The following is a 20153-nucleotide window of genomic DNA, read 5'->3' as shown; positions in this document are numbered from 1 at the left end:
GGTTATCTTGTTACGACGTTATACTGATAGTTGGAAATTAAAATAGCGATAATTTGACGTTAAATCGCCTAAACGTGGGTGTCTAGCAAGCTGCCAATGATTTCATTGTTTTTCTCTATGACAGACGCGCCAACTCGGTTATAACCAGCGGCTTGTGCTAGGTTGATGAGAGATTCAACTTTTTGAGAGGGAAGGCTAGGTGTTGAGGCTGTTATTGCGACATCCGCAACCGCAGCTAAATCGATGTTGTGATCAGAAAGCTCTTCTTTTACCTTACTTACATTATTGCTAATGCCATGTGCAGCTTTCTCGGCCATTTGTTGTGACATCTGAACGATGTGGTGTCCAGATTGAATTCCCGATACAGGCATATCACTACTCCCAACATTATGATAGTGAGAGCATAGGTGGAGTTTATAAAACGTTCAAGTGTTTTATATCAATGACTTGATTAGGCAAACAGTTTGGCAAGCATTTCTCTTTCTTCACCAGATAGAACCGGTTTTTGCGCTTTATTTAGTTTCACGCTGATCTCACCTTGTAATGACTTTAACTGACTTGCCGTTAAATCACTGAGCTTTTGCTTAAGTTCATTAAATTGTTGTGCGTTCATCTCAATACCTTCGTCGTGATTCGGTTTATCCGTCGTTGCCCGAAATTCTTCATCCTTTGGATACAACATATTTATTCAACCAAAATAGATTAGAATTTGATCGATTGCTTTTTGTCCGAATATTGTCAAGGTGTGTTAAGTGATACGTCAGATTTTTCCTAAGAAGGTACATAATTACCCACTTTGGGGTAGATGGAAACGTAAAAAGAAAAAGGGAAGCGATATAGCGCTTCCCTCTTACATATGGTTTGAATGTTACTAACTTACCCTGACGGCAAACTTACTAGCAAGTGAATGAAGCTCTGGGAGCATGCGATAGATAAGATGAAGTTGCTGCAATACCATGCGGGCAGAGCTGTCGTCTTCATCGCGCCATTCGTTTAAGCGTTGCTCGAGTCCAGCATCATCAATGTTAGATAGGTCACACTCCTCACAATGCTGGTGAAGCTGTTTATGAAGTACATCCAGATGCTGATGAATACAACGGTGAGCATCTAAAACGAGTTTATGAATTGACTCATCTTCGATGCGAGTTCTGTGCGCGCCTAATGCAGAAATATAGTTCAACATTGCGTGATTTAACGTTAGGAAGCGAAAACTTTCATCAACAGCTGCGCGATATTTGCCAGGCTCCGCCAGCATCGTACTAATCGCAGAAGAGAGTGAGGCATCATTATTGTGGGCCTGGCGGCGAGCGATACGGTAACTCAAATTGTCTTTCTTGCCGATTCTATACTGACCAATGATCTGATCGAGATACTGCTTGTTCGCCTCTATCGCATCCGACATAACTTTGTGAAGCCTTCTCGACTGCCAGTCGGGCAAAATAACTAATACAGCTCCTACTGCAAGCACACACCCGATGAGGGTATCTGCTAGTCGAGGAAGGACAACTGCGTAACCTTCACCTAGTTGATTAAATAAGAAGAGGACGAGCAGTGTAATAAAACCAGTCGCGTACCCATAGTTGTTCATCCGGAAGGCGAAAAACATCACACCAGAGATAACGATAAATACTAACTGGCTTTCTTGAGAAGGGAAAAAAGTCAGCAATGGTACACCAATCAACAAACCAGCTAATGTACCTATTACTCGCGCCGTCAATTTTTGGCGAGTGGCACTGTAGTTCGGTTGGCATACGAATAAAGTGGTTAAGAGTATCCAGTAACCTCGGTCGATGTTGAATATTTGAATGATTCCATAGCCAATCGTTAAGGCAATTGACATACGTAATGCATGCCGAAACAGCATCGAATCTTTGTGTAAATTTGCTGATATACGCTGCCACATCGCTTTTAGCGTGTGTGGGTTGGTATCGGCGAGGGTATCTTCTTCGAGGCCTTCAACATCTGGGTTGTTAATGTTATTAAGTTGTTTTTCTACCGTCGCTAAGTTATTGAATAAATATGTTAACTGCATCAGCAGACGTTTCCAGTGCCCTTGCTTTTGTTCTTCTAGATAAGCAAGAGAGTTTTGTACTTCAGCTAATGCCAGAATAGATTGATCGGTATGGGAGTATTCATTTCCTAGCTGAATGGCTAGTGCAATATCACGACACGCTTGGGCTTGAGACTCCAAAAGATATTTAAAACGAAACAGCACATCAGAACGTTCAAATTCGGTCGCTAAATCCTGATAGCGATAATGGCTAGAACTGACGCGTTCGTGAATGTCTTGAGCGATGAAATAAATATTTAAAAATCGGTCACTAGGCCCATCAATGTGACCCCGTTTCGATCGGTTAAGTAATGTGGTTTTACAAGCGTTTAGTGCCGTAACCGTGGCAGCATTGCATTTTGCAGCTTCAATCCGCAGCGGTTGTGGCGTCAAGTTGGTCACAGGGTGAAAAAGCTTGGCTTTCGCATCAAGATAATTCGCCATTTGGAAGAACACATTGGCTAGGCTTTGTTGCACCGGTTGAAGGGGCCAAAATATCTGCCAAATCATGGACATGAAGTAATACCAGGCGGCACCAGTTAAAAGCAGTAGTGGCTGAAACCAAATGTTGGTGCTTTCATGTGCGCCAAGCATAGTATAAATAGCGATCAGCAACGAACCAAAAGCAATACTCGCGTACTTAGGACCTATCGCCCCAAGAATGATGAAGCCGAAGGTTGAGATAAATAATCCCAACGCAAAAGCCCAAGGGGTATCGAACAAGATTTCAATTGAAAAAGCAGCAAGCGCAAAACAGAGAAAGGTGAGAATCAGAGCCTTGATGCGTCCAGTGAAACTGTCATCACTTTCAGCCAAAGCAGCAGCAATAACGCCTAATATTAATGGCGTTATCAGCGTGTTTTGCTCGAAGTACCAAGTTGGGATAACCACACCCAGTAAGGTAATGAGGATAAGAACGCTGTAATTTATCGTCTTGTTTGCCCAATATAGCCGAAATTTAGAAGTTGCTTGCACAATGCGCCTTATGTTTCCGATGAAGAACAGGGGGAATACTACCAGACCCACTATAGCGCGTTTATGATTTACTTTAAGAAAAATTCGTGGTTGCTGATAAAATCAGCAGGGATGTCATCGACTTATATTAAAACTGCCAGGTCATGTATTGAGGATTGTAAAGCCAGCTTCAAATAACCTCAGCTTTAGGTTATTAAATCGACAGTAATGTGAATTTTATTAAAGAATAGAAGAAGAAGCTTACTTAGGTGCTCGCCGTTGCTACAATTTAGCGCCTTAAAATGATATAAATCGACAACTTCTAAACTAAAAGGCGCACGTTTCATGCAGCTTACTGCCACTAGCAAAGCACAGTTTTTTATTCAAAATGAGTACCATCACGTCGAAATAAAAGAGAACAGTGTTTTATTAAGCTCGATAGGCAGTGAAGAACATATTCCTTTTACGATCTGGAATGGCAAAGTTAGCGTAAAGCGTGGGTTATTATGGAGCTCTTTACAGTTTTTTGCTCATGAACACGAAGGCAAACAACAAAGCTGGCTAGTCCAAGGTTTACCGTGGCCACAATGCCGAAAGTTCGCGCTTGAGGCCGTTCGTCAATATCAAGAGTGGCACAACACTCAGTGCCGAAAACTGGCTGAGTATCTACCTAAGTGGGAAGAAGAGCTTTACAAACTAAAGCACTTGCCTGCTTACTTATCGCATTCTCAAGTGGTCTCCTGGGTTGAAAGTCTTAACCAAGAGTTAAGCGAGATGAAAACCACCCTAGAAGAAGCCAAAATGCGAATGCCGAATCGTATGTCGCAAATAGAGCCTTGGCTCATTGATACCTCTGAGGCGCTTGGTGAGCGTAATCGCGATTGGCTAGAAGCAGAACGTCCAAATTGGGAAGTGCTGTTTAATCAAATTGAATCCTCTCCTTTGAATTTATCCCAGCAATATGCGGTATTACTCAACGACGACCACAACTTAGTTCTTGCTGGTGCCGGCTCGGGCAAAACCAGCGTTTTAACCGCACGAGTTGCCTATTTGTTGCAAAGCCATCAGGCTCAAGCAGAAGAGCTTCTCATGTTAGCGTTCGGTCGTGATGCGGCGACTGAAATGAAAGAACGCTTAGTAGATAAAGTGGGCATGGCGGCAGACGGTGTGCGCGTCAACACATTCCATCAGTTGGGTTTGTATATTCTTAAACAAGTCGAACAGCAACCTGTCGAAATTAGTCCTTTAGCGTTGGACGAAAATCAACGAACAGCATGGTGTGTAGACTGGTTGAAAAAACATTGGATGACACCCACCAACTTTAAACGTTGGCAAAAACATTTAGACAAATGGCCGATTGCGTACCTAAAAGGGGATGATGAGTTAGGAAGCCATTCAGAAAATCCAAAACTGATCGCTTGGCTAGATTCGCAGCTGTCTCATTTAGCGGCGGTGGGCTTGACCAAAAAGCAAGTACAAGAAAAGCTCGTAAACCACCAAGACTATACGCGTTTAAATAGTGAACTCGCCTTATGCTGGCCATGTTTTACAGCGTGGCAGAAAATGCTTAAAGAAAGCAACCAAGTGGATTTCCCAACCATGATCAGTCGTGCGACAGATTATGTGAATAAAGGGAAGTTTGTCTCGCCATGGCGCTTTATTATGGTCGATGAGTATCAAGATATCTCTCCAGATCGTCTGGCATTGATTGAAGCACTGTGTGAATCCACTCAGAAACAAGCAGGTGCCACGTTATTTGCTGTTGGCGACGATTGGCAAGCGATCTATCAGTTTGCAGGAGCGGATGTCGATCTTATCACTGGTTTTAAAGAACGCTTTGCTCACTCAACCGTCCATCACTTAGATACAACTTATCGTTTCAACAATCAGATTGGTGATGTAGCGAATACATTCGTGCAGCAAAACCCATCGCAGTTGCCGAAAACATTAAACAGCCACAAACAACGCAAGCAGAAGAGCGTACATACCGCGCCGAGCAATCAAGTGGAAAAGATCTTGGACCACTTGAATCAACAAGCCAAGCAAACCAAGTCAGTTTTATTGCTAGGACGTAACCATTATCATAAGCCCGATTTGTTCGACGATTGGTTGCGACGTTTCCCTAATCTCGATATTCGCTTTATGACTTGCCATGCGAGTAAAGGACGCGAAGCTGACTTTGTGATTATTCTTTCTGTGGATGAGGGGCAATTCCCCGCTAAGAAGAAGCAAATTCACATTGATGGTGCGTTGACGGAGTCCAAAGACAAATTCCCTTACGCAGAAGAGCGCAGGCTATTTTACGTGGCGATTACACGTGCGAAAGAGAAGGTTTGGATTACGCATACTGGTGCGGGATCTGCATTCGTTCAAGAGCTCGTTAATGGTGACTATCCCATCGTGACTTCTCGTTAAATGCAACGTTTAGAATGTTAAAAACAGTAAAGGCGATACTTGGTATCGCCTTTGCTTTATTTGGTTAGCATCAAAGCTTACATGCGCTCAGCAAGATAGGCTTCGTAATCCGGCACTTCGATGTCTACTTCTTGCTCAAGAAGAGGGGAGTTAAACAGGAACTTAGCGGTGGCTCGGTTCGTTGCTACAGGAATATTCCAAACACTAGCAATACGAAGAAGCGCTTTAACGTCTGGGTCGTGAGGTACGGCATTCAGTGGATCCCAAAAGAAAACGAGAACGTCGATTTTGCCTTCTGAAATAAGAGCGCCTAGTTGTTGATCACCGCCCATCGGACCACTGATCATGCTCTTGATCGCAAGTCCAGTTTCTTTACTTAGCATGTGTCCTGTCGTGCCAGTTGCGTAAAGGAAGTGACTCTGTAGCTTTTCTTTGTTTTCTTTTACCCAGCGAAGTAGCTCAGGTTTGCAGTTGTCGTGAGCAACCAAAGCCACATGTTTATGGGTTGGCATGGTACGAATGGTTTTTTGCATCAAGATGTTTCCGTTTGTATGATTTTAAAATTGTTGTGACTCAATAGAACACGTTTTTGGTCTTTCAATCAACAGCCTTAACACGGAATGTCGGCCTATATTCTGACGGAGATAACGATTCTTCGATCGTGTCGTCATGAAGCGTCTTCGGAGTCAGTGGTTTGATGGTTGGTGAGGCATGTTTGTCATACGTTTTACCTCTTAAGTAATGCGTTGCTTGCATCATGGAAAGCCGACCTTGCTGCACCATTTTATCTGTTGGTGCGAAGAGCACTTTGTTACGTAACAGGCCTCGATATACACCATGACTTAAGTACACAGAAACTAGACCGATCTCCTCAGCTTTGCCGGCACTGCGCAGCTCACTGATGGCCGCTTCAATCGCCACTGCACTGCCAACAATGTAATCTATATTTCCCATATCGATCACACGTTGAACTAGGTTACGTTGTAACTCCTTGTCGTTGTCTGCCCAAAATGAGTCAACAATGTTGATATCACTTCCTTGTATCGCTTCATAGAATCCGGCAGTAACGGGTTTCGTACCACCACGAGTTCGCGGCCCCAAAAGTAAGGCAATGTTGGTTTTTCCTGACCCCTTTGGATGGCGAGCTGCCAAATATTGACCCGCTTCGTATCCCATCCAATGCCAGTCAACACCGACAGTCCCTTTTAGCAACTCACTTTGTTCTTCATCCAAGTCGAGTTGGTTCACAGTAGCAAAAACGGGAGTATTCCCTACCCAATTTTTAAGTGAATGCTCGTAAGCCTGTGGGTCCACGGTCCCAAGGATAACTGCATCTGCTCCCCATTGGTTACACAGTGCGAGTTGTTGTTCTTGACGGGTTTTGTTTGGGTAGCCGCCCGCTTCAAGAACTCGTAGCTCGACACCTTCTCTTTTCGCTTCGGACACCATTCCATAGTTTACTGACAACCAGTATGAATCCTTTAGGTGAGGGTATATTGCACATATTTTCTCTGCGGCAACCGCTGGCAAAGAAGCAACGAGGGTTAAAGTAGCTGCAGAATGTTTGAAAAATGTGCGAAATGCGTGTTGATTTTTAACCATGAAATGAAGTTCGTTGGCATAGATTAAGTAAACACTGCAAAATATAACGTAATATGTCGCTGAACACGAACATTAAGGTCATGAAAATATGCTGCTAGCAACTGCAAGCATCGGTCGTAAACTTTTGTTGTCTTTCATTGCGATGGCAATACTGGTCATGTTATCGGCACTTATTGGTGTGTCTGGATTTTCTTTGGTTGCCAAAACCGAAAGAAATGTCGTGGATTCTGCGATTCCCGCCATGATTGAGGCGAGGCAAGTCTCTGAGTTGAGTACTCGTATTATTTCGTCTGTACAAATGTTGTCGAACGCAAGAAACGAGCAGGAAAGAAAGGAGTCAGGGCGAGTGCTGTTCGAACAGCTCGAGTCTTTACTCACTCACATCAAGGAACTCGGGAGTGAGTCGTTCGATTCTCAATTGTTAGAAGCTTTAGAGAATAACGTCCAGAACGTTATCGACAATTTGGCAGAACTCGGTGTTTCGGTTGAAAAAAAGCTGTGGCTTGCAAAAGAGATAGATACTCGTGTTGAAGAAATGCGTCTGCTCAGTGAAGAGCTAGAACAACTAACTCGTACGCAAGTTCAGAATACAAGCACCATTGCTGTTGCTAACGTCACGCATATTTATGACTTATTAGAATCGAATAAAAAATCGCAAGTTTATCAGGCGCTAGATGCACTGGTGGAGGTCGATCTTGATCTGACTGAGCGATTGCATGAACTGCACTTGTTGGCCTTTAAAATGTTGAATCAGATTGAAGAGGCTCGGACATTAACGAATATTGAGCGAATTCAACAGGTTCAAAGTGATTTCGATAGCAACCTCAAAATCATGCAACGCCGTGTACTCGCTGTGGAAGATCCTACGCGCTCTAAGCAAATGAGCCAACTGCTCATAGAGCTTGGTAAGCGTCAGGTCGTATTTTCTATACTGATGCAGCAATACGAGAATAACGAACAGTCACAACAGCTGATGCAAAAGACATTAGAGTTGTTCTCAGAGCTTAATGGCACGGTCAACAAATTGGTTGATGATTCAAACAAAACCACTACCGTCGCTGTAGACCAATTGACCAGCACATTGAAATTCGCTCAGTGGTCTCTAACCGTTATTTCAATTGTTGGTTTGATTGTATTGGTGCTGATTTTATGGCGTGTGGTGTACCTTTCTGTTGTGAAGCGGTTAGCGGAATATTCCGCTGCGTTGCTGTCTGTGGCACAGGGTAACTTAGCGGTTGAGTTGGAAGTGAAAGGCAAAGATGAGTTGGCGCATATGGGGCAGGCCATCATCACGGCTCGTAATACCGCGCAAGCACTAAAAGTGGTAGCAGAGGGTGAAGCTCAAGCCAAGCGAGAGCTTGAGGAGCATAAAGAGCATTTAGAAGAGCTCGTTGAGCAGCGCACTTCGCAGTTAAAACAAGCAAACCGCCGTTTGAATGAAGAGGTTTTGAATCACGCTAAAGCTCGCAAGCAAGCAGAGCAAGCGAGCCGAGCAAAATCGGCTTTCTTGGCGACGATGAGCCATGAGATAAGAACGCCAATGAACGGAGTGTTGGGGACAGCACGCTTGCTGATTGACTCAGGCCTCAACCCAATTCAAAAACGCTATGCGGAAATCATTAATCGTAGTGGTAAAACGTTGCTCGCGATCCTTAATGATGTACTGGATTACTCCAAGATTGAAGCGGGGCATTTAGAAATTCGTCACATGGGCTTCGATTTACACCAAATGGTGGAGGACACTTTCCAGTTAATGAACAGTCGAGCACAAGAGAAGAAGCTGCTGTTCTCCTACCATATTGAAAGTGATGTTAGTCGCTACTGGAAAGGGGATGTCACCAGAATCAGTCAGGTGCTGAACAATCTTGTTGGTAACGCGATTAAGTTCACTGACGAAGGAGAAATTGATATCTACGTTAGCCTGAACCCTGAGGACGAGTCGCAAGTCCTGTTTGAAGTATCAGACACTGGAATAGGAATTGCCAAAAAATACCAGAGAACGTTGTTTGATGCCTTCACGCAAGCTGAAGGTGGGATGAGCCAAACTGGAGGTACGGGGCTTGGACTTGCCATCAGTAAGCGAATCATTGAAGCGATGGGCGGTGTTTTAGAAGTCGATTCCGAAGAGGGAAATGGTAGCCGATTCTGGTTCTCTATTCCGTTAGAGGAAAGCGAACCTGTTGAAACAGGAACCGTGGCAACCGCACGTTGCAAAGTGAAAGCAAAGGTCTTCCTGGTAGAAGATAATGAAGTCAACCGAGTGGTCGCGGAAGGTTTTCTAGAAAGCATGGGGCATCAAGTCGTGATGGCGGAAAACGGCTCACAAGCAGAGCAACTGATCAGCACACAGGATTTTGATATCGCTTTAGTCGACATCAACCTCCCTGATTGTGATGGAACTGAGTTGATCCAACGCTTAAAGCGGATTGAGTGTGATAAGCCGGCCAATAAAGCGCTTGCCGTCACGCCAATGATTGCAGTGTCTGCGCACGTTTTTGCGGAAGAAGTTGAGCGCTATCTAGCCGCTGGTTTTGACGGATACTTGCCTAAGCCATTGGCAAAAGAGGCACTCGCGGCATTGATTCAGGATGCGCTAGACGGAAAGCCGTTGTTGTTGCCACAAAATGCCGACTGTACCCCGTTTGATCAAATTTCGCCTCAAGAACAAGAGCTACAATCAAAGGTCGTTCAAGCGCCCCAAAAAAAGGAACCCGATGTGGTTATCATTAATCCGAGCGTGATTGAGTCCGATATGAAAATCTTGGGCAGAGATAAGATGTTGCACATTATTAATCTGTTTAGATCCACCAGCACTGATGTATTAAGCAAACTGCAAGCGTCTGCTGAGGACAATGATAGTAAAGAAGTAAAGAACCTTGCCCATAAATTAAAGGGCAGCGCGGGAAGTTTAGGACTAACTGCATTAATGAACGCTTGCCAAGCAATTGAAGCCGCGCCTCAACCTCTAGATACCTATAATGCGACTAAAGATGATTTAGTTTCTCAAGTGTCTGCATCAATTCAAGCTCTGGATGAGTTAATGGCGAAGTAATCCATCGAGCATTGAAAATAAAAAAACCTCCGGCTTTCCGGAGGTTTTTTCTATTCGGTCATGTCATCTTCCCACTCGAATCGAGTGTCTAGGGCATAAGGGTCATCATCAAAAGGATGTTCCACTTTGCCACGTAAGTATTCGAGTTGATGCTCAAGCATATTGACCGTTTCGTAGTCTCCCTCAGAACAAGCAACGTAAATCTGTTGTTCAAGAGCGGCAATGTTATCTCGGATACCCATGAGAACCCCCTTAAATCATCATCGATTCTCAAAACGATTATAGTCAAGTAATCCAAATTCGATCGGTTGTTTTGTACGGTACCAATTGTGTAAACGATCGCTAAATGACCAGAATTTTTCTGAGCTTCTACGAATCGCAAAATTATCCAATAACTTAACGTAATCGGACTCGTTTTGGATGGCACTAAATTGATCGACAAAATCTTTTACTTGGTTTTCGTTGATCGAGAAAAATGCCGCAGGGTAGCTTCCCACAACGCCGCGTACAATGGTCATATCATCGTTAGCAAAGTCACGGTTACTTTCTTCATCAAACAAGCTAGAGATGTTTGTGTGTGCATTGTTGTGAAGTAAGGTGAACAGTTCATCTTCCCCTGATTGACTTCTCACCATAAGCATAGTGATTTGCGGAACGGTTTTTAGGCCTTCACCACGAACGTGGTCAATACGTTTTAGTTGCTTTTCACTACTCGCAGAAAGAGCCGTGTCTTGAATTTCGTAGCGAGGCAGAAGCACATCTGAAACATGTTCGCTCAACAACTCCACCAACTCCGTTTTTGGATCGTCACTCTTATACTGAACGCTGGTTGGTTGGTTAAACGGCTTCACATTTCGTTGTAAAAAGTCACTCAACTGCGGGCTTTGATCTTTATACCAGCTAGATTGAAGTTCATGGCGCATATCGGCGGGTAACAACGAGATAAAGTTACTTTCGCCTTCTAGACGCAAGAAGTCCATAAACATTCGTGTCATGAGCTGATGGCCGAAGTTACCGTAAACGTCAAACCCAGCAACAAGCAAATAGTGGATACGCTCTAGTAGCGCGTAGTCAAGAATCCACACTGTTTTAGGCTGCTCACCAACTAACCCTTGAACAACAGAAGCACTATCAAAATGGCGGAATATCGTTAATGCCGCATTATGGTTGGCGCCATTACCATCCCAAATTACATCGGTGGATAGGTTTTCACCTTCTTTAAACCAGTTATTAGTGAACTCAGATTTAGCCTCTAGGTAGCGAGCTTGCTGGCGCGCGTACTTGACCCAGTTGGTAACAGGTAGCGTGTTACTCTCTTGTTCTGCCGGTAGTTTTAGATTATCAGCCTGAGATCGGTAAAACTCATTTACTTCTGGGATGTCTGCTTTATCTGGATCAAGGAAAAACACCCAAAAGCGATCATTGATAACATTCAATGCCAGTTGGCCACGACAAACTGGGCCTTTGATGTATGCCATTATTGTATTTTGCGCATTATCTAGCATGAACTTAAAGCGCGATTTCACTGGAAGGTCGATGAATGATGTCATCGGGTTTGCAGCAACTTCTGGTTCATAACTCGGTAGCTGGCTAACCGTGTAATCAGCATCAATAAACCAAGTTTTCCAGTTCTCTATGCGTTGCTTGTTTAACGCGAATGGCATGTGAGTTTTATCTACTATGGTCCCTTGCTCTGGAATAATTCGATAAAACACGCGTTCAACCCCTGGATCATCGTACGGGCGACGCGTTGAAATACGTTTGACGGGCTGTCCTGGTGGTGTAGCAGAGCGGACGAGCGTGAAGAATCGGGGATCTTCATCGAGTTCCGAAAAGTAGAGATGAGATAAAAATAAATGCTCATATATATACCTAGCCATCAGCTGATTTTTCAAATCAGAGTGGTTAAGTAATGTTTCGTACTTATCTATTTGCGCTTGCTCATTCTCACTAACAGGTTGGTGAACGTTCATTATTGCGCCGTTTTCCAACCAAGTCATGAGTGTGTGGTATTCACTGTTTGATAGATTTGGCATACCAAAAGGCATGCCCCAGGTTGGGTTATCCTTTTCGTATTGCTCGTATTCTTCAATCGTTGGACAGGTTTGCTCTCGGTCTATCGAAAAGTCAAAGCCTTCTAACTGGACTTGGTCAGGCAATGGGTGGCGCTCTTTTTGCTGTAGCAAACGTGCGATAAGTCCTGCATCAATGTTGGCTGCCATGCTTTGATCACGTTCGTTGAGAACCGGATGAAAACCCGCATCGCGCCACTCTTGGGTTGTTTCTGCATCTTCGAATAAGCGTGTTGGTGCTGCGGCTGTGAGTCTTGTTCCTTCATATACCAGTGCTTTACTCGCACCACGGTCAATGCCCTCAACAGAAGAGAGCTTAAGTTGGCATGGTGCATCGTAGCACGCGTGGCAGACGACACAGCGGTTATCCATAATGGGTTTAACTTCGCTTTGGAAGAAGTTTGCTTGAGGGGTTTCCACGTCAACTGTGCGTTCACGCACGAGCTGTGGACCAAACAGTTGGTCATAGTTAAGACCAGCATAGGTTGCGCAGCCGGCAAACAAAGTAGCAATGCAAAGTGTAAAAATTAAGCGCAAATTCATTGAGTTATTTTACGTGATTAGAATTTGCATTAATTAAAGCAAAATAAGCGGTCAATTACCAAAAGTTGGGTCAATTAGCGTTAATTTTTCTGTTGATTGTCTGAGCGCTTGAAAATGTAACCCTGGCGGTGGACTGTCTGAATTCTGTCTGTTGGAACGCCTTCGTGAACTAGACGCTTTCTCATTCTGCTCATGTGCATATCGAGTGCTCGATCATGTTCAGTAAATTCACGTTTTAGTACTGTTTCGTAAAGAAAATGCTTACTAAGCACTTGATCTTGATGGTGAGTGAGAGTTTGCAGCAGCTTAAATTGAATGCTTGTTAACTGAACAGATTTCTTGTTTGGCAAGTAATTGAGTACCACAGAGTGAGTGCGCTTATCTAGTAATAGCTCCTCATCATTATGGTGAACGCCGTTGTGTTGGCATTGGGAAGTTTTTCCATTTGAAACCTTGGAGTCAAGCACACGGGTACCTTAATTATTAATAGTAGTAAAACGTATTATCATTAATATTTATATAAAAGCAATCAGGTACTTTATGAGCACTGTGATATGCGTAGACAATCTTAATACTTGAGATTACCAGTAGTGATGAATGATGCGATGGCGCTCTGAACTAAAGTGCTATTGGAGTGCGTATTAGCTACAAATAACGGTGTAATGTTAGGCAAAGATAGAAAGAATTCTCATTTAGTAAATTCGCTTATCCGCCATTTGTGAACTATACATTCTGTTGCAGGAAGCACTTTTCTAATACACACAGAGGTTTATATGACAGCGAAATATGGCGTTAAACGCCGATTAGCGATTCTTGCCGCCGCTTTAATCGGTGCGACAAGTAGCAGTATCGCAGCAGAGAAACCAAATATTCTCGTCATTTGGGGTGATGATATTGGCCAGTCCAATCTCAGTGCTTACACGTTTGGCTTGATGGGGTACAAAACACCAAATATAGACAGTATCGCCAAAGAAGGCATGATGTTCACTGACTATTACGGTGAGCAATCTTGTACAGCGGGCCGTTCTACTTTCATTACGGGCCAAACCGTTCTTAGAACAGGTTTGAGTAAAGTGGGGCTTCCAGGTGCTGATCTTGGCTTGAAGGAAGAGGACGCAACCATTGCCGAAATGCTGAAGCCGATGGGCTATATGACAGGGCAATTTGGTAAAAACCACTTAGGTGATAAAGATGAGCACCTTCCTACTAATCACGGCTTCGATGAATTTTTTGGCAACCTTTATCACTTGAACGCCGAGGAGGAGCCAGAAAACGTCGATTATCCTAAAGATCCTGAGTTTCGTAAAAAGTTCGGTCCGCGCGGCGTTATCCGTTCGTACGCTGATGGCAAAATTGAGGATACAGGACCTCTAACCCGCAAGCGCATGGAAACCGTGGATGAAGAGACGTTAGATGCGGCACTCGACTTTATGGATCGTGCAGTCAAGGCTGAAAAACCTTTCTTTGTCTGGTGGAACGCAACTCGTATGCACTTCCGTACTCATGTGAAAGAAGAGAACTCTGGAAAAACAGGCATCAGCGAGTATGCAGATGGTATGGTCGAGCATGATAATCATGTAGGTCAGCTGCTGAAAAAAGTGGATGATTTGGGTATTAAAGACAACACAATCGTCTTTTACTCCACCGATAATGGCCCACACATGAACTCGTGGCCAGATGCAGGCACAACGCCATTCCGTGGAGAGAAAAATACCAACTGGGAAGGTGCGTACCGAGTTCCTGCGATGGTACGTTGGCCGGGTAAAATTAAAGCTGGCTCTGTTTCGAATGATATCATGCATCACATGGACTGGATGCCAACGTTCGTTGCTGCCGCGGGTGATGACAATATCAAAGAGAAATTGCTCAAAGGTTATAGTGCGAATGGTAAGAAATTCAAAGTTCACCTAGACGGCTATAACTTCCTACCATATTTGACTGGTAAAGAGGATAAGGCCCCACGTGAAGAAATTTTTTACTTCTCAGATGATGGAGACTTAACTGCACTTCGTTATAACAAATGGAAGCTGGTCTTTATGGAGCAACGAGCAAAAGGTACGTTGCGTATTTGGGCTGAACCATTCACCACACTTCGTGTTCCTAAGATCTTCAACTTGCGTATGGATCCTTACGAAGTGGCTGATATCACTTCTAACACTTACTACGATTGGATGCTAGACCGTGCTTACATGCTTGTTCCTGCGCAAGCTTACGTAGGCAGATTCCTTGAAACGTTTAAAGAGTTCCCACCAAGGCAAAAAGCAGCAAGCTTCTCGCTCGATCAAGTGATGGAGAAACTAAAAGAGAACCCAAATAAGTAAGAAAAGCTAAGTGAAGTTCCACATCTAGAAAGAGGCTCATTAAAATGAGCCTCTTTTTTATCTGTAAAATTCTATCTATTCAGGTTTGTAGAAAGCTTGATGACGAAAACGCCTAACGCTTCAATTGACAAGAGTTATAAACAAATTGGTTCGTAGTGGGCTGCCGTTAAGTTGGCTTTGATTTTTTCACGTAGAGCGATGTGGGCTGGGTTGTTTACCTCTCGCTTATGGTAAACGAACTTGTAAGGGATAGAGCGTATCGAAATGGGGCAGGGCAAAATTTGAAGTTTGAGCGCTTTGCTCCACTTGTTTGCAAAAGATTGAGACACGATCCCTAAACTGTCTCTTTGGGCGACATACAGCGCCATGCCCGCTAGCGAAGATGTGATCAAGTCGACTTTTCTTTCTTGAATTGTTTCCTTTGCTAGTTGCTCGAACCCCGACATGTTGTTCCATTTTCCTGAAAATAAACAGTGAGTTTCCTCATAAAATTGCTCTTTTGTGAGCGTGCCGTGTACACGGGGATGGTTCTCACGACAGATAACCACGGCTTCTTCCTCATAGGCATCTTCAATAATAAACGCTGCATCTTTCGTGATCACCGTATCGATTACTAGATCGACTTTTTGTTGTCTTAACAGCTCAAATAATAGGAATTTTTCGGGTGGTGATTCATAAAAAATAGTGTTCTTTATCGGGTCCATAATGTGCAACAAAATTTCCGAACAACACACTTCAAAATGATTTCTATCAGATATCGCATTGTCAATAATACTAACCGCTTGCTGGAATTGCGGCAGTAATTGATAAGCGGTGGAGGTTAGTGCGATACCTCGTCCTTTTTTAACGAATAATTGCTTATCTACGACTTGCTCTAAACGCTTTATTGCAGCGCTCACAGCAGGTTGTGTAAGCCCTAATTGTTCCGCGGCTTTTGTATAAGATTGAAACTCAGCAACAACAAGAAAAGTTTGGATCAAATTCAAGTCCATAACGTCACTCATAAATTTAATTTATAGGTTAACTAATTTTGACTGCATTTATCGCCTGAAATTAGTGCTTTATCTTATATCAACAATGGTATTGAAAAGCGAATACCATTTTTACGCACTAGCGAACTCTTGGAGATAATATGAAAAATGCGACCAAAACGAGCAGTAAAAAACTCGTACTTAACGCATGTACGTTAGCTTTGGGCGCTGCATCTGCAGTTGCACATGCAGCGGACAAACCCAACATTCTTGTCATCTTTGGTGATGATGTTGGTTACTGGAACCTTAGTACCTATAACCAAGGCATGATGGCGTACAACACGCCAAACATCGATAGCATTGCTAAAGAAGGTGCGAAGTTCACTAACTTCTACGCACAGCAAAGCTCGACAGCAGGCCGTTCTGCATTCATCACTGGTCAAATGCCAAAACGTACAGGTCTATCAAAAGTGGGCTTACCAGGCGCTCCGGAAGGTATCTCGGAAAAAGATCCGACGATTGCAACCGTGCTTAAACAAATGGGTTACGCAACCGGACAATTTGGTAAGAACCATTTAGGTGACCGAGACGAGCATCTTCCTACCAACCACGGTTTTGATGAATTCTTCGGCAACCTATACCACTTGAACGCAGAAGAAGAGCCAGAGAACGTGGATTACCCTAAAGATCCGGAGTTCAAGAAGAAATTTGGCCCTCGTGGCGTTATCCATTCTTACGCTGACGGCAAAATCGAAGATACCGGTCCACTAACGCGTAAGCGTATGGAAAATGTTGATGGTGAGTTTCTTGATGCCGCAGAGAGCTTCATAGAAAAGCAAGTAAAAGCGGACAAGCCGTTCTTTACTTGGTTTAACACCACTCGCATGCACAACTTTACACATGTTCCTGAAGAGTACCAAGGTAAAACAGGTGCCGGTTTCTACGCGGATGGTGTTAAGCAGCACGATGACCAAATCGGTCAGCTACTTAACAAGATCAAAGAGTTAGGTGTGGATGACAATACAATCATTGTTTACACCACTGACAACGGCCCTATGGTTGATTTGTGGCCGGATGCAGGGATGACACCGTTCCGCTCAGAGAAAAACACTGGCTGGGAAGGGAGTTTCCGTGTGCCAATGTTGATTAAATGGCCTGGAAAAATTGAGGCAGGTAAAACATTCAACGGCATGATGTCATTAGAGGACTTTTTCCCGACACTAGTTGCTGCGGCAGGTGATACCAAAGTTAAAGACGAACTGCTAAAAGGCAAAAAAGTTGGCGATATGGACTACAAAGTTCACCTAGACGGTTACAACCAACTGCCATATTTAACGGGTAAGTCAGACAAATCCGCACGAAATGAGTTCGTTTACTGGAGCGACGACGGCGATCTTGTGGCATTGCGCCAAGGAAAGTACAAGTTCCACTTTATGATTCAAGAGAATGAAACGGGTATGGATGTATGGCGTAAGCCGTTCACTAAACTTCGTGTGCCACTGATCTTTGACTTGAGCATTGATCCATTTGAACGAGGCGATCAAGGCATGGGTTATTCTCGTTGGATGTACGAGCGTTCATTCTTAATGATGCCAGCAATGGATACAGTGAAAGAGGTGATGGGTACATTCAAAGAATTCCCGCCTCGTATGGAAGCAGGTTCGTTCGTACCTAAGTCTTCTAAGTAAATTAAGATTATATAGCGCTTTTTGGAGCGCTATATACCCAAATAGCTTCACTTTTGCTGTACAGCGCTCACGAGGTTATTTGGGTATATGTAATAGTGAGAAACGTATGAGTAAGATTTCCCCTCGCCATTCTACTACTATGCCTATTGTTCCTCTTAAAACGGCGTCTAAAGCGCCTGTTCTGGGCGCGTATGACCGTCGATTCCATGTGATGGCAAAGCCAGGCGGAGCAAAGTGCAACATCGATTGTCAGTACTGCTTTTATCTGCATAAAGAAAATCTACTGCACCAAGAAAAGCAGCCAAAAATGGACGACGCAACACTGGAAGCGTTCGTGAAAAGCTATATCGAAAGTCAGGATGGCGAAGAAATTGTATTCTCATGGCAGGGCGGGGAGCCGACGCTGCTTGGGTTGGACTATTTCCGCAATGTCGTAGCTTTGCAAAAGAAATATCAGCCGAAAGGCGTTCGCATTGAAAACGACCTTCAGACCAACGGCATTTTGCTAAACGATGAGTGGTGTGCGTTTTTAAAAGAACACAACTTCCTAGTTGGCTTGTCGATTGATGGGCCACGAGAGCTGCACGACAAATATCGCAAAACCCGCAGCGGTAAGCCAACGTTTGATCTCGTGATGAAAGCGGTAGATAAGCTCAAAGCGCATGGCGTGAAATTCAACGCGTTGGTCACGGTGAATCGTCACAATGCGAAATACCCGCTCGAAGTATATCGATTTTTAACCCAAGAATTGGGTGTGACTTATATTCAGTTTGCGCCGGTGGTAGAAGCCAACAACTTCCAAACAACCGCGCCGCAGTTTTGGAACGAACAGATGATCCCAACCAAAGGCAGTGATCTGGCTAAACCGGGGCATCCAATGTCGATTGTAACGGATTGGTCAGTCGATCCTGAAGACTGGGGACGCTTTTTAATGGCGACCTTTGAAGAGTGGGTGAATAACGATCTTGGCCGTGTGCTGGTTAATCTGTTTGAAACCGCGGTGGCGCAAGTAATGGGGAAACCGTCTCAGCTTTGCGTGACGGCGGAGTTTTGTGGCAAAGGGTTGGCGATTGAGCACAATGGCGACGTGTTCAGTTGCGACCACTATGTGTATCCAGAATACAAACTCGCCAACATTCATGAACACTCACTGAATGAAATGGCCTTCTCTACAAGACAATATACTTTTGGCATGGCAAAACGCGATTCATTGCCGACGTATTGTAAGCAATGCCCTTACTTGCCTTATTGTTGGGGTGAGTGCCCAAAAAACCGTTTGATCAAAACGCCGAATGGTGAGAGTGGTCTAAACTATTTGTGTTCGGGAATCAAAATGTTCTTTGATTATGCGTTACCGATGTTGGTTGGTCTTGCACAACTTCTCCAATCTCAAGAACCGCAAAGATAACATAGTGAATATAACCTTAAGTTATTTCATTTGTTCTTATACTTAACTATCGAAAAGACGGCTTAAACCATTGAAAAGGTATCCTATGAACCACGCACAACAAGCGATAAAAGAACTCATCGAACAAACAGAAAAAAGCGTCATTGGACAAAGCCACGTGGTTCGAGCTTTAGTCATCGGGTTATTAACAAATGGGCATATTCTGCTAGAAGGTTTACCGGGAACGGCAAAAACACGTTCCGTAAAATCTTTGGCGAACTTGTTAAACACCAGTTTTGGTCGAATCCAGTTTACGCCGGATCTTTTACCATCTGACGTGACGGGTACTGAGGTTTATCAAGAGCTGGATGGTAAGCCGCAACTCCATTTTCAGCCAGGGCCAATTTTTAACAGCATTGTACTTGCTGATGAGGTCAACCGTGCACCAGCCAAAGTACAAGCGGCACTGCTTGAAGCCATGGCCGAAGGCACAATCACGGTAGGCGATAAAACTCACGTATTGCCAGACTTATTTATGGTGCTTGCAACGCAAAACCCTGTAGAGCAAGAGGGCACGTACCCACTGCCAGAAGCGCAAATGGATCGCTTTATCATGAAGGTTACCGTCGATTATCCAGAAGATGACGCAGAACGTGACATCATTCGTTTGGTGCGCAGTGAAGAATTGGGTGCGGAAACCAGCAGCGAAATTATTACGCCAAAACACATCGAGCCAGACGTGGTGCTAGAAGCGCGTCGTCAGTTACCAAACATCGTGGTATCAGACCTAGTGGAAAACTACATCGTTGCGTTAGTGATGGCGACTCGTAAGCCAGAGCGTTATGCCGATTCAAACTTAGCAAAATGGATTGAGATTGGCTCTAGTCCTCGTGCTTCCATCGCACTCGACAAATGCGCTCGTGCGTATGCGTGGATGCAAGGACGTGACCACGTTACTCCTGACGATGTGCGTGCCATGGTTCCGTCTGTATTGGGCCACCGTTTTTCTTTGACCTACGATGCGCTAGCAGACGGAGTCGATCACCAACGAGTCGTACAAGAGCTGCTAGATTGTGTAGAAATTGGGTAAGTGGGAGG

The 20153-nt window shown here is 44.1% G+C and carries 15 protein-coding genes; 6 read left to right on the top strand and 9 right to left on the bottom strand.

Features of this window, described 5'->3' with window-relative positions; translation table 11 throughout:
• Positions 1-68 precede the first annotated feature (68 nt).
• The 3 genes from R7P67_RS05295 to yccS form a co-directional block, all read right to left on the bottom strand.
• Complete coding sequence (locus R7P67_RS05295; RefSeq protein ID WP_167416081.1) at positions 69-371, bottom strand: hypothetical protein; 303 nt, start codon at positions 369-371, stop codon at positions 69-71.
• Positions 372-451: 80 nt separating this feature from the next.
• Entirely contained in the window at positions 452-682 is a 231-nt protein-coding gene (locus R7P67_RS05290; protein WP_005376575.1) for a hypothetical protein, read from the bottom strand.
• A 189-nt stretch (positions 683-871) separates the two neighbouring features.
• The gene (yccS, locus tag R7P67_RS05285; RefSeq protein ID WP_005376573.1) at positions 872-3025 is read right to left on the bottom strand and encodes a YccS family putative transporter; all 2154 of its coding nucleotides are present in this window, start codon (positions 3023-3025) and stop codon (positions 872-874) included.
• A gap of 324 nt (positions 3026-3349) precedes the next feature.
• On the opposite strand from yccS, the gene helD reads away from it, so the two are divergent.
• Positions 3350-5419, top strand: coding sequence for a DNA helicase IV (gene helD / locus R7P67_RS05280; protein WP_005376572.1), 2070 nt, complete (start codon positions 3350-3352; stop codon positions 5417-5419).
• A gap of 77 nt (positions 5420-5496) precedes the next feature.
• Here the strand turns inward: helD and R7P67_RS05275 are convergent, their stop codons facing one another.
• Together R7P67_RS05275 and torT are read right to left on the bottom strand one after the other, a co-directional pair.
• Entirely contained in the window at positions 5497-5952 is a 456-nt protein-coding gene (locus R7P67_RS05275; RefSeq protein WP_005376571.1) for a methylglyoxal synthase, read from the bottom strand.
• Between the two features lie 64 nt (positions 5953-6016).
• Complete coding sequence (gene torT / locus R7P67_RS05270) at positions 6017-7066, bottom strand: TMAO reductase system periplasmic protein TorT (protein ID WP_081051359.1); 1050 nt, start codon at positions 7064-7066, stop codon at positions 6017-6019.
• Between the two features lie 43 nt (positions 7067-7109).
• Here torT and torS point away from each other — a divergent pair, with 43 nt between their 5' ends.
• Positions 7110-10073 carry a TMAO reductase system sensor histidine kinase/response regulator TorS gene (gene torS, locus R7P67_RS05265; protein WP_262596030.1) on the top strand — a complete coding sequence of 988 codons (2964 nt, stop codon included), beginning with the start codon at positions 7110-7112 and terminating at the stop codon, positions 10071-10073.
• A gap of 50 nt (positions 10074-10123) precedes the next feature.
• Here the strand turns inward: torS and R7P67_RS05260 are convergent, their stop codons facing one another.
• The 3 genes from R7P67_RS05260 to R7P67_RS05250 form a co-directional block, all read right to left on the bottom strand.
• A complete protein-coding gene (locus tag R7P67_RS05260) occupies positions 10124-10315 on the bottom strand; it encodes a hypothetical protein (protein WP_005376565.1) in 192 nt (63 codons plus the stop codon).
• A gap of 18 nt (positions 10316-10333) precedes the next feature.
• Positions 10334-12688 (bottom strand): fatty acid cis/trans isomerase, encoded by a 2355-nt coding sequence (locus R7P67_RS05255; protein ID WP_262596033.1) that lies wholly within the window; start codon positions 12686-12688, stop codon positions 10334-10336.
• 80 nt (positions 12689-12768) lie between these two features.
• The gene (locus R7P67_RS05250) at positions 12769-13155 is read right to left on the bottom strand and encodes a winged helix-turn-helix domain-containing protein (protein ID WP_005376561.1); all 387 of its coding nucleotides are present in this window, start codon (positions 13153-13155) and stop codon (positions 12769-12771) included.
• A 306-nt stretch (positions 13156-13461) separates the two neighbouring features.
• Between R7P67_RS05250 and R7P67_RS05245 the strand changes: the two genes are divergently transcribed.
• Positions 13462-15009 carry an arylsulfatase gene (locus R7P67_RS05245; RefSeq protein ID WP_005376560.1) on the top strand — a complete coding sequence of 516 codons (1548 nt, stop codon included), beginning with the start codon at positions 13462-13464 and terminating at the stop codon, positions 15007-15009.
• A gap of 134 nt (positions 15010-15143) precedes the next feature.
• On the opposite strand, the gene R7P67_RS05240 is transcribed toward R7P67_RS05245, so the two are convergent.
• Entirely contained in the window at positions 15144-16001 is an 858-nt protein-coding gene (locus tag R7P67_RS05240; protein WP_005376559.1) for a LysR family transcriptional regulator, read from the bottom strand.
• Between the two features lie 140 nt (positions 16002-16141).
• Here R7P67_RS05240 and R7P67_RS05235 point away from each other — a divergent pair, with 140 nt between their 5' ends.
• The 3 genes from R7P67_RS05235 (at position 16142) to R7P67_RS05225 (ending at position 20145) form a co-directional block, all read left to right on the top strand.
• Positions 16142-17668: an arylsulfatase gene (locus R7P67_RS05235; protein WP_017635363.1), complete on the top strand. Its 1527-nt coding sequence runs from the start codon at positions 16142-16144 to the stop codon at positions 17666-17668.
• A 106-nt stretch (positions 17669-17774) separates the two neighbouring features.
• Positions 17775-19076 (top strand): anaerobic sulfatase maturase, encoded by a 1302-nt coding sequence (locus tag R7P67_RS05230; RefSeq protein WP_033906479.1) that lies wholly within the window; start codon positions 17775-17777, stop codon positions 19074-19076.
• Positions 19077-19161: 85 nt separating this feature from the next.
• Entirely contained in the window at positions 19162-20145 is a 984-nt protein-coding gene (locus R7P67_RS05225) for an AAA family ATPase (protein ID WP_005376549.1), read from the top strand.
• Positions 20146-20153 lie beyond the last annotated feature (8 nt).

The sequence above is a fragment of the Vibrio sp. Vb0937 genome (assembly GCF_033338855.1).
This window is presented reverse-complemented; position numbering and strand designations above follow the sequence as displayed.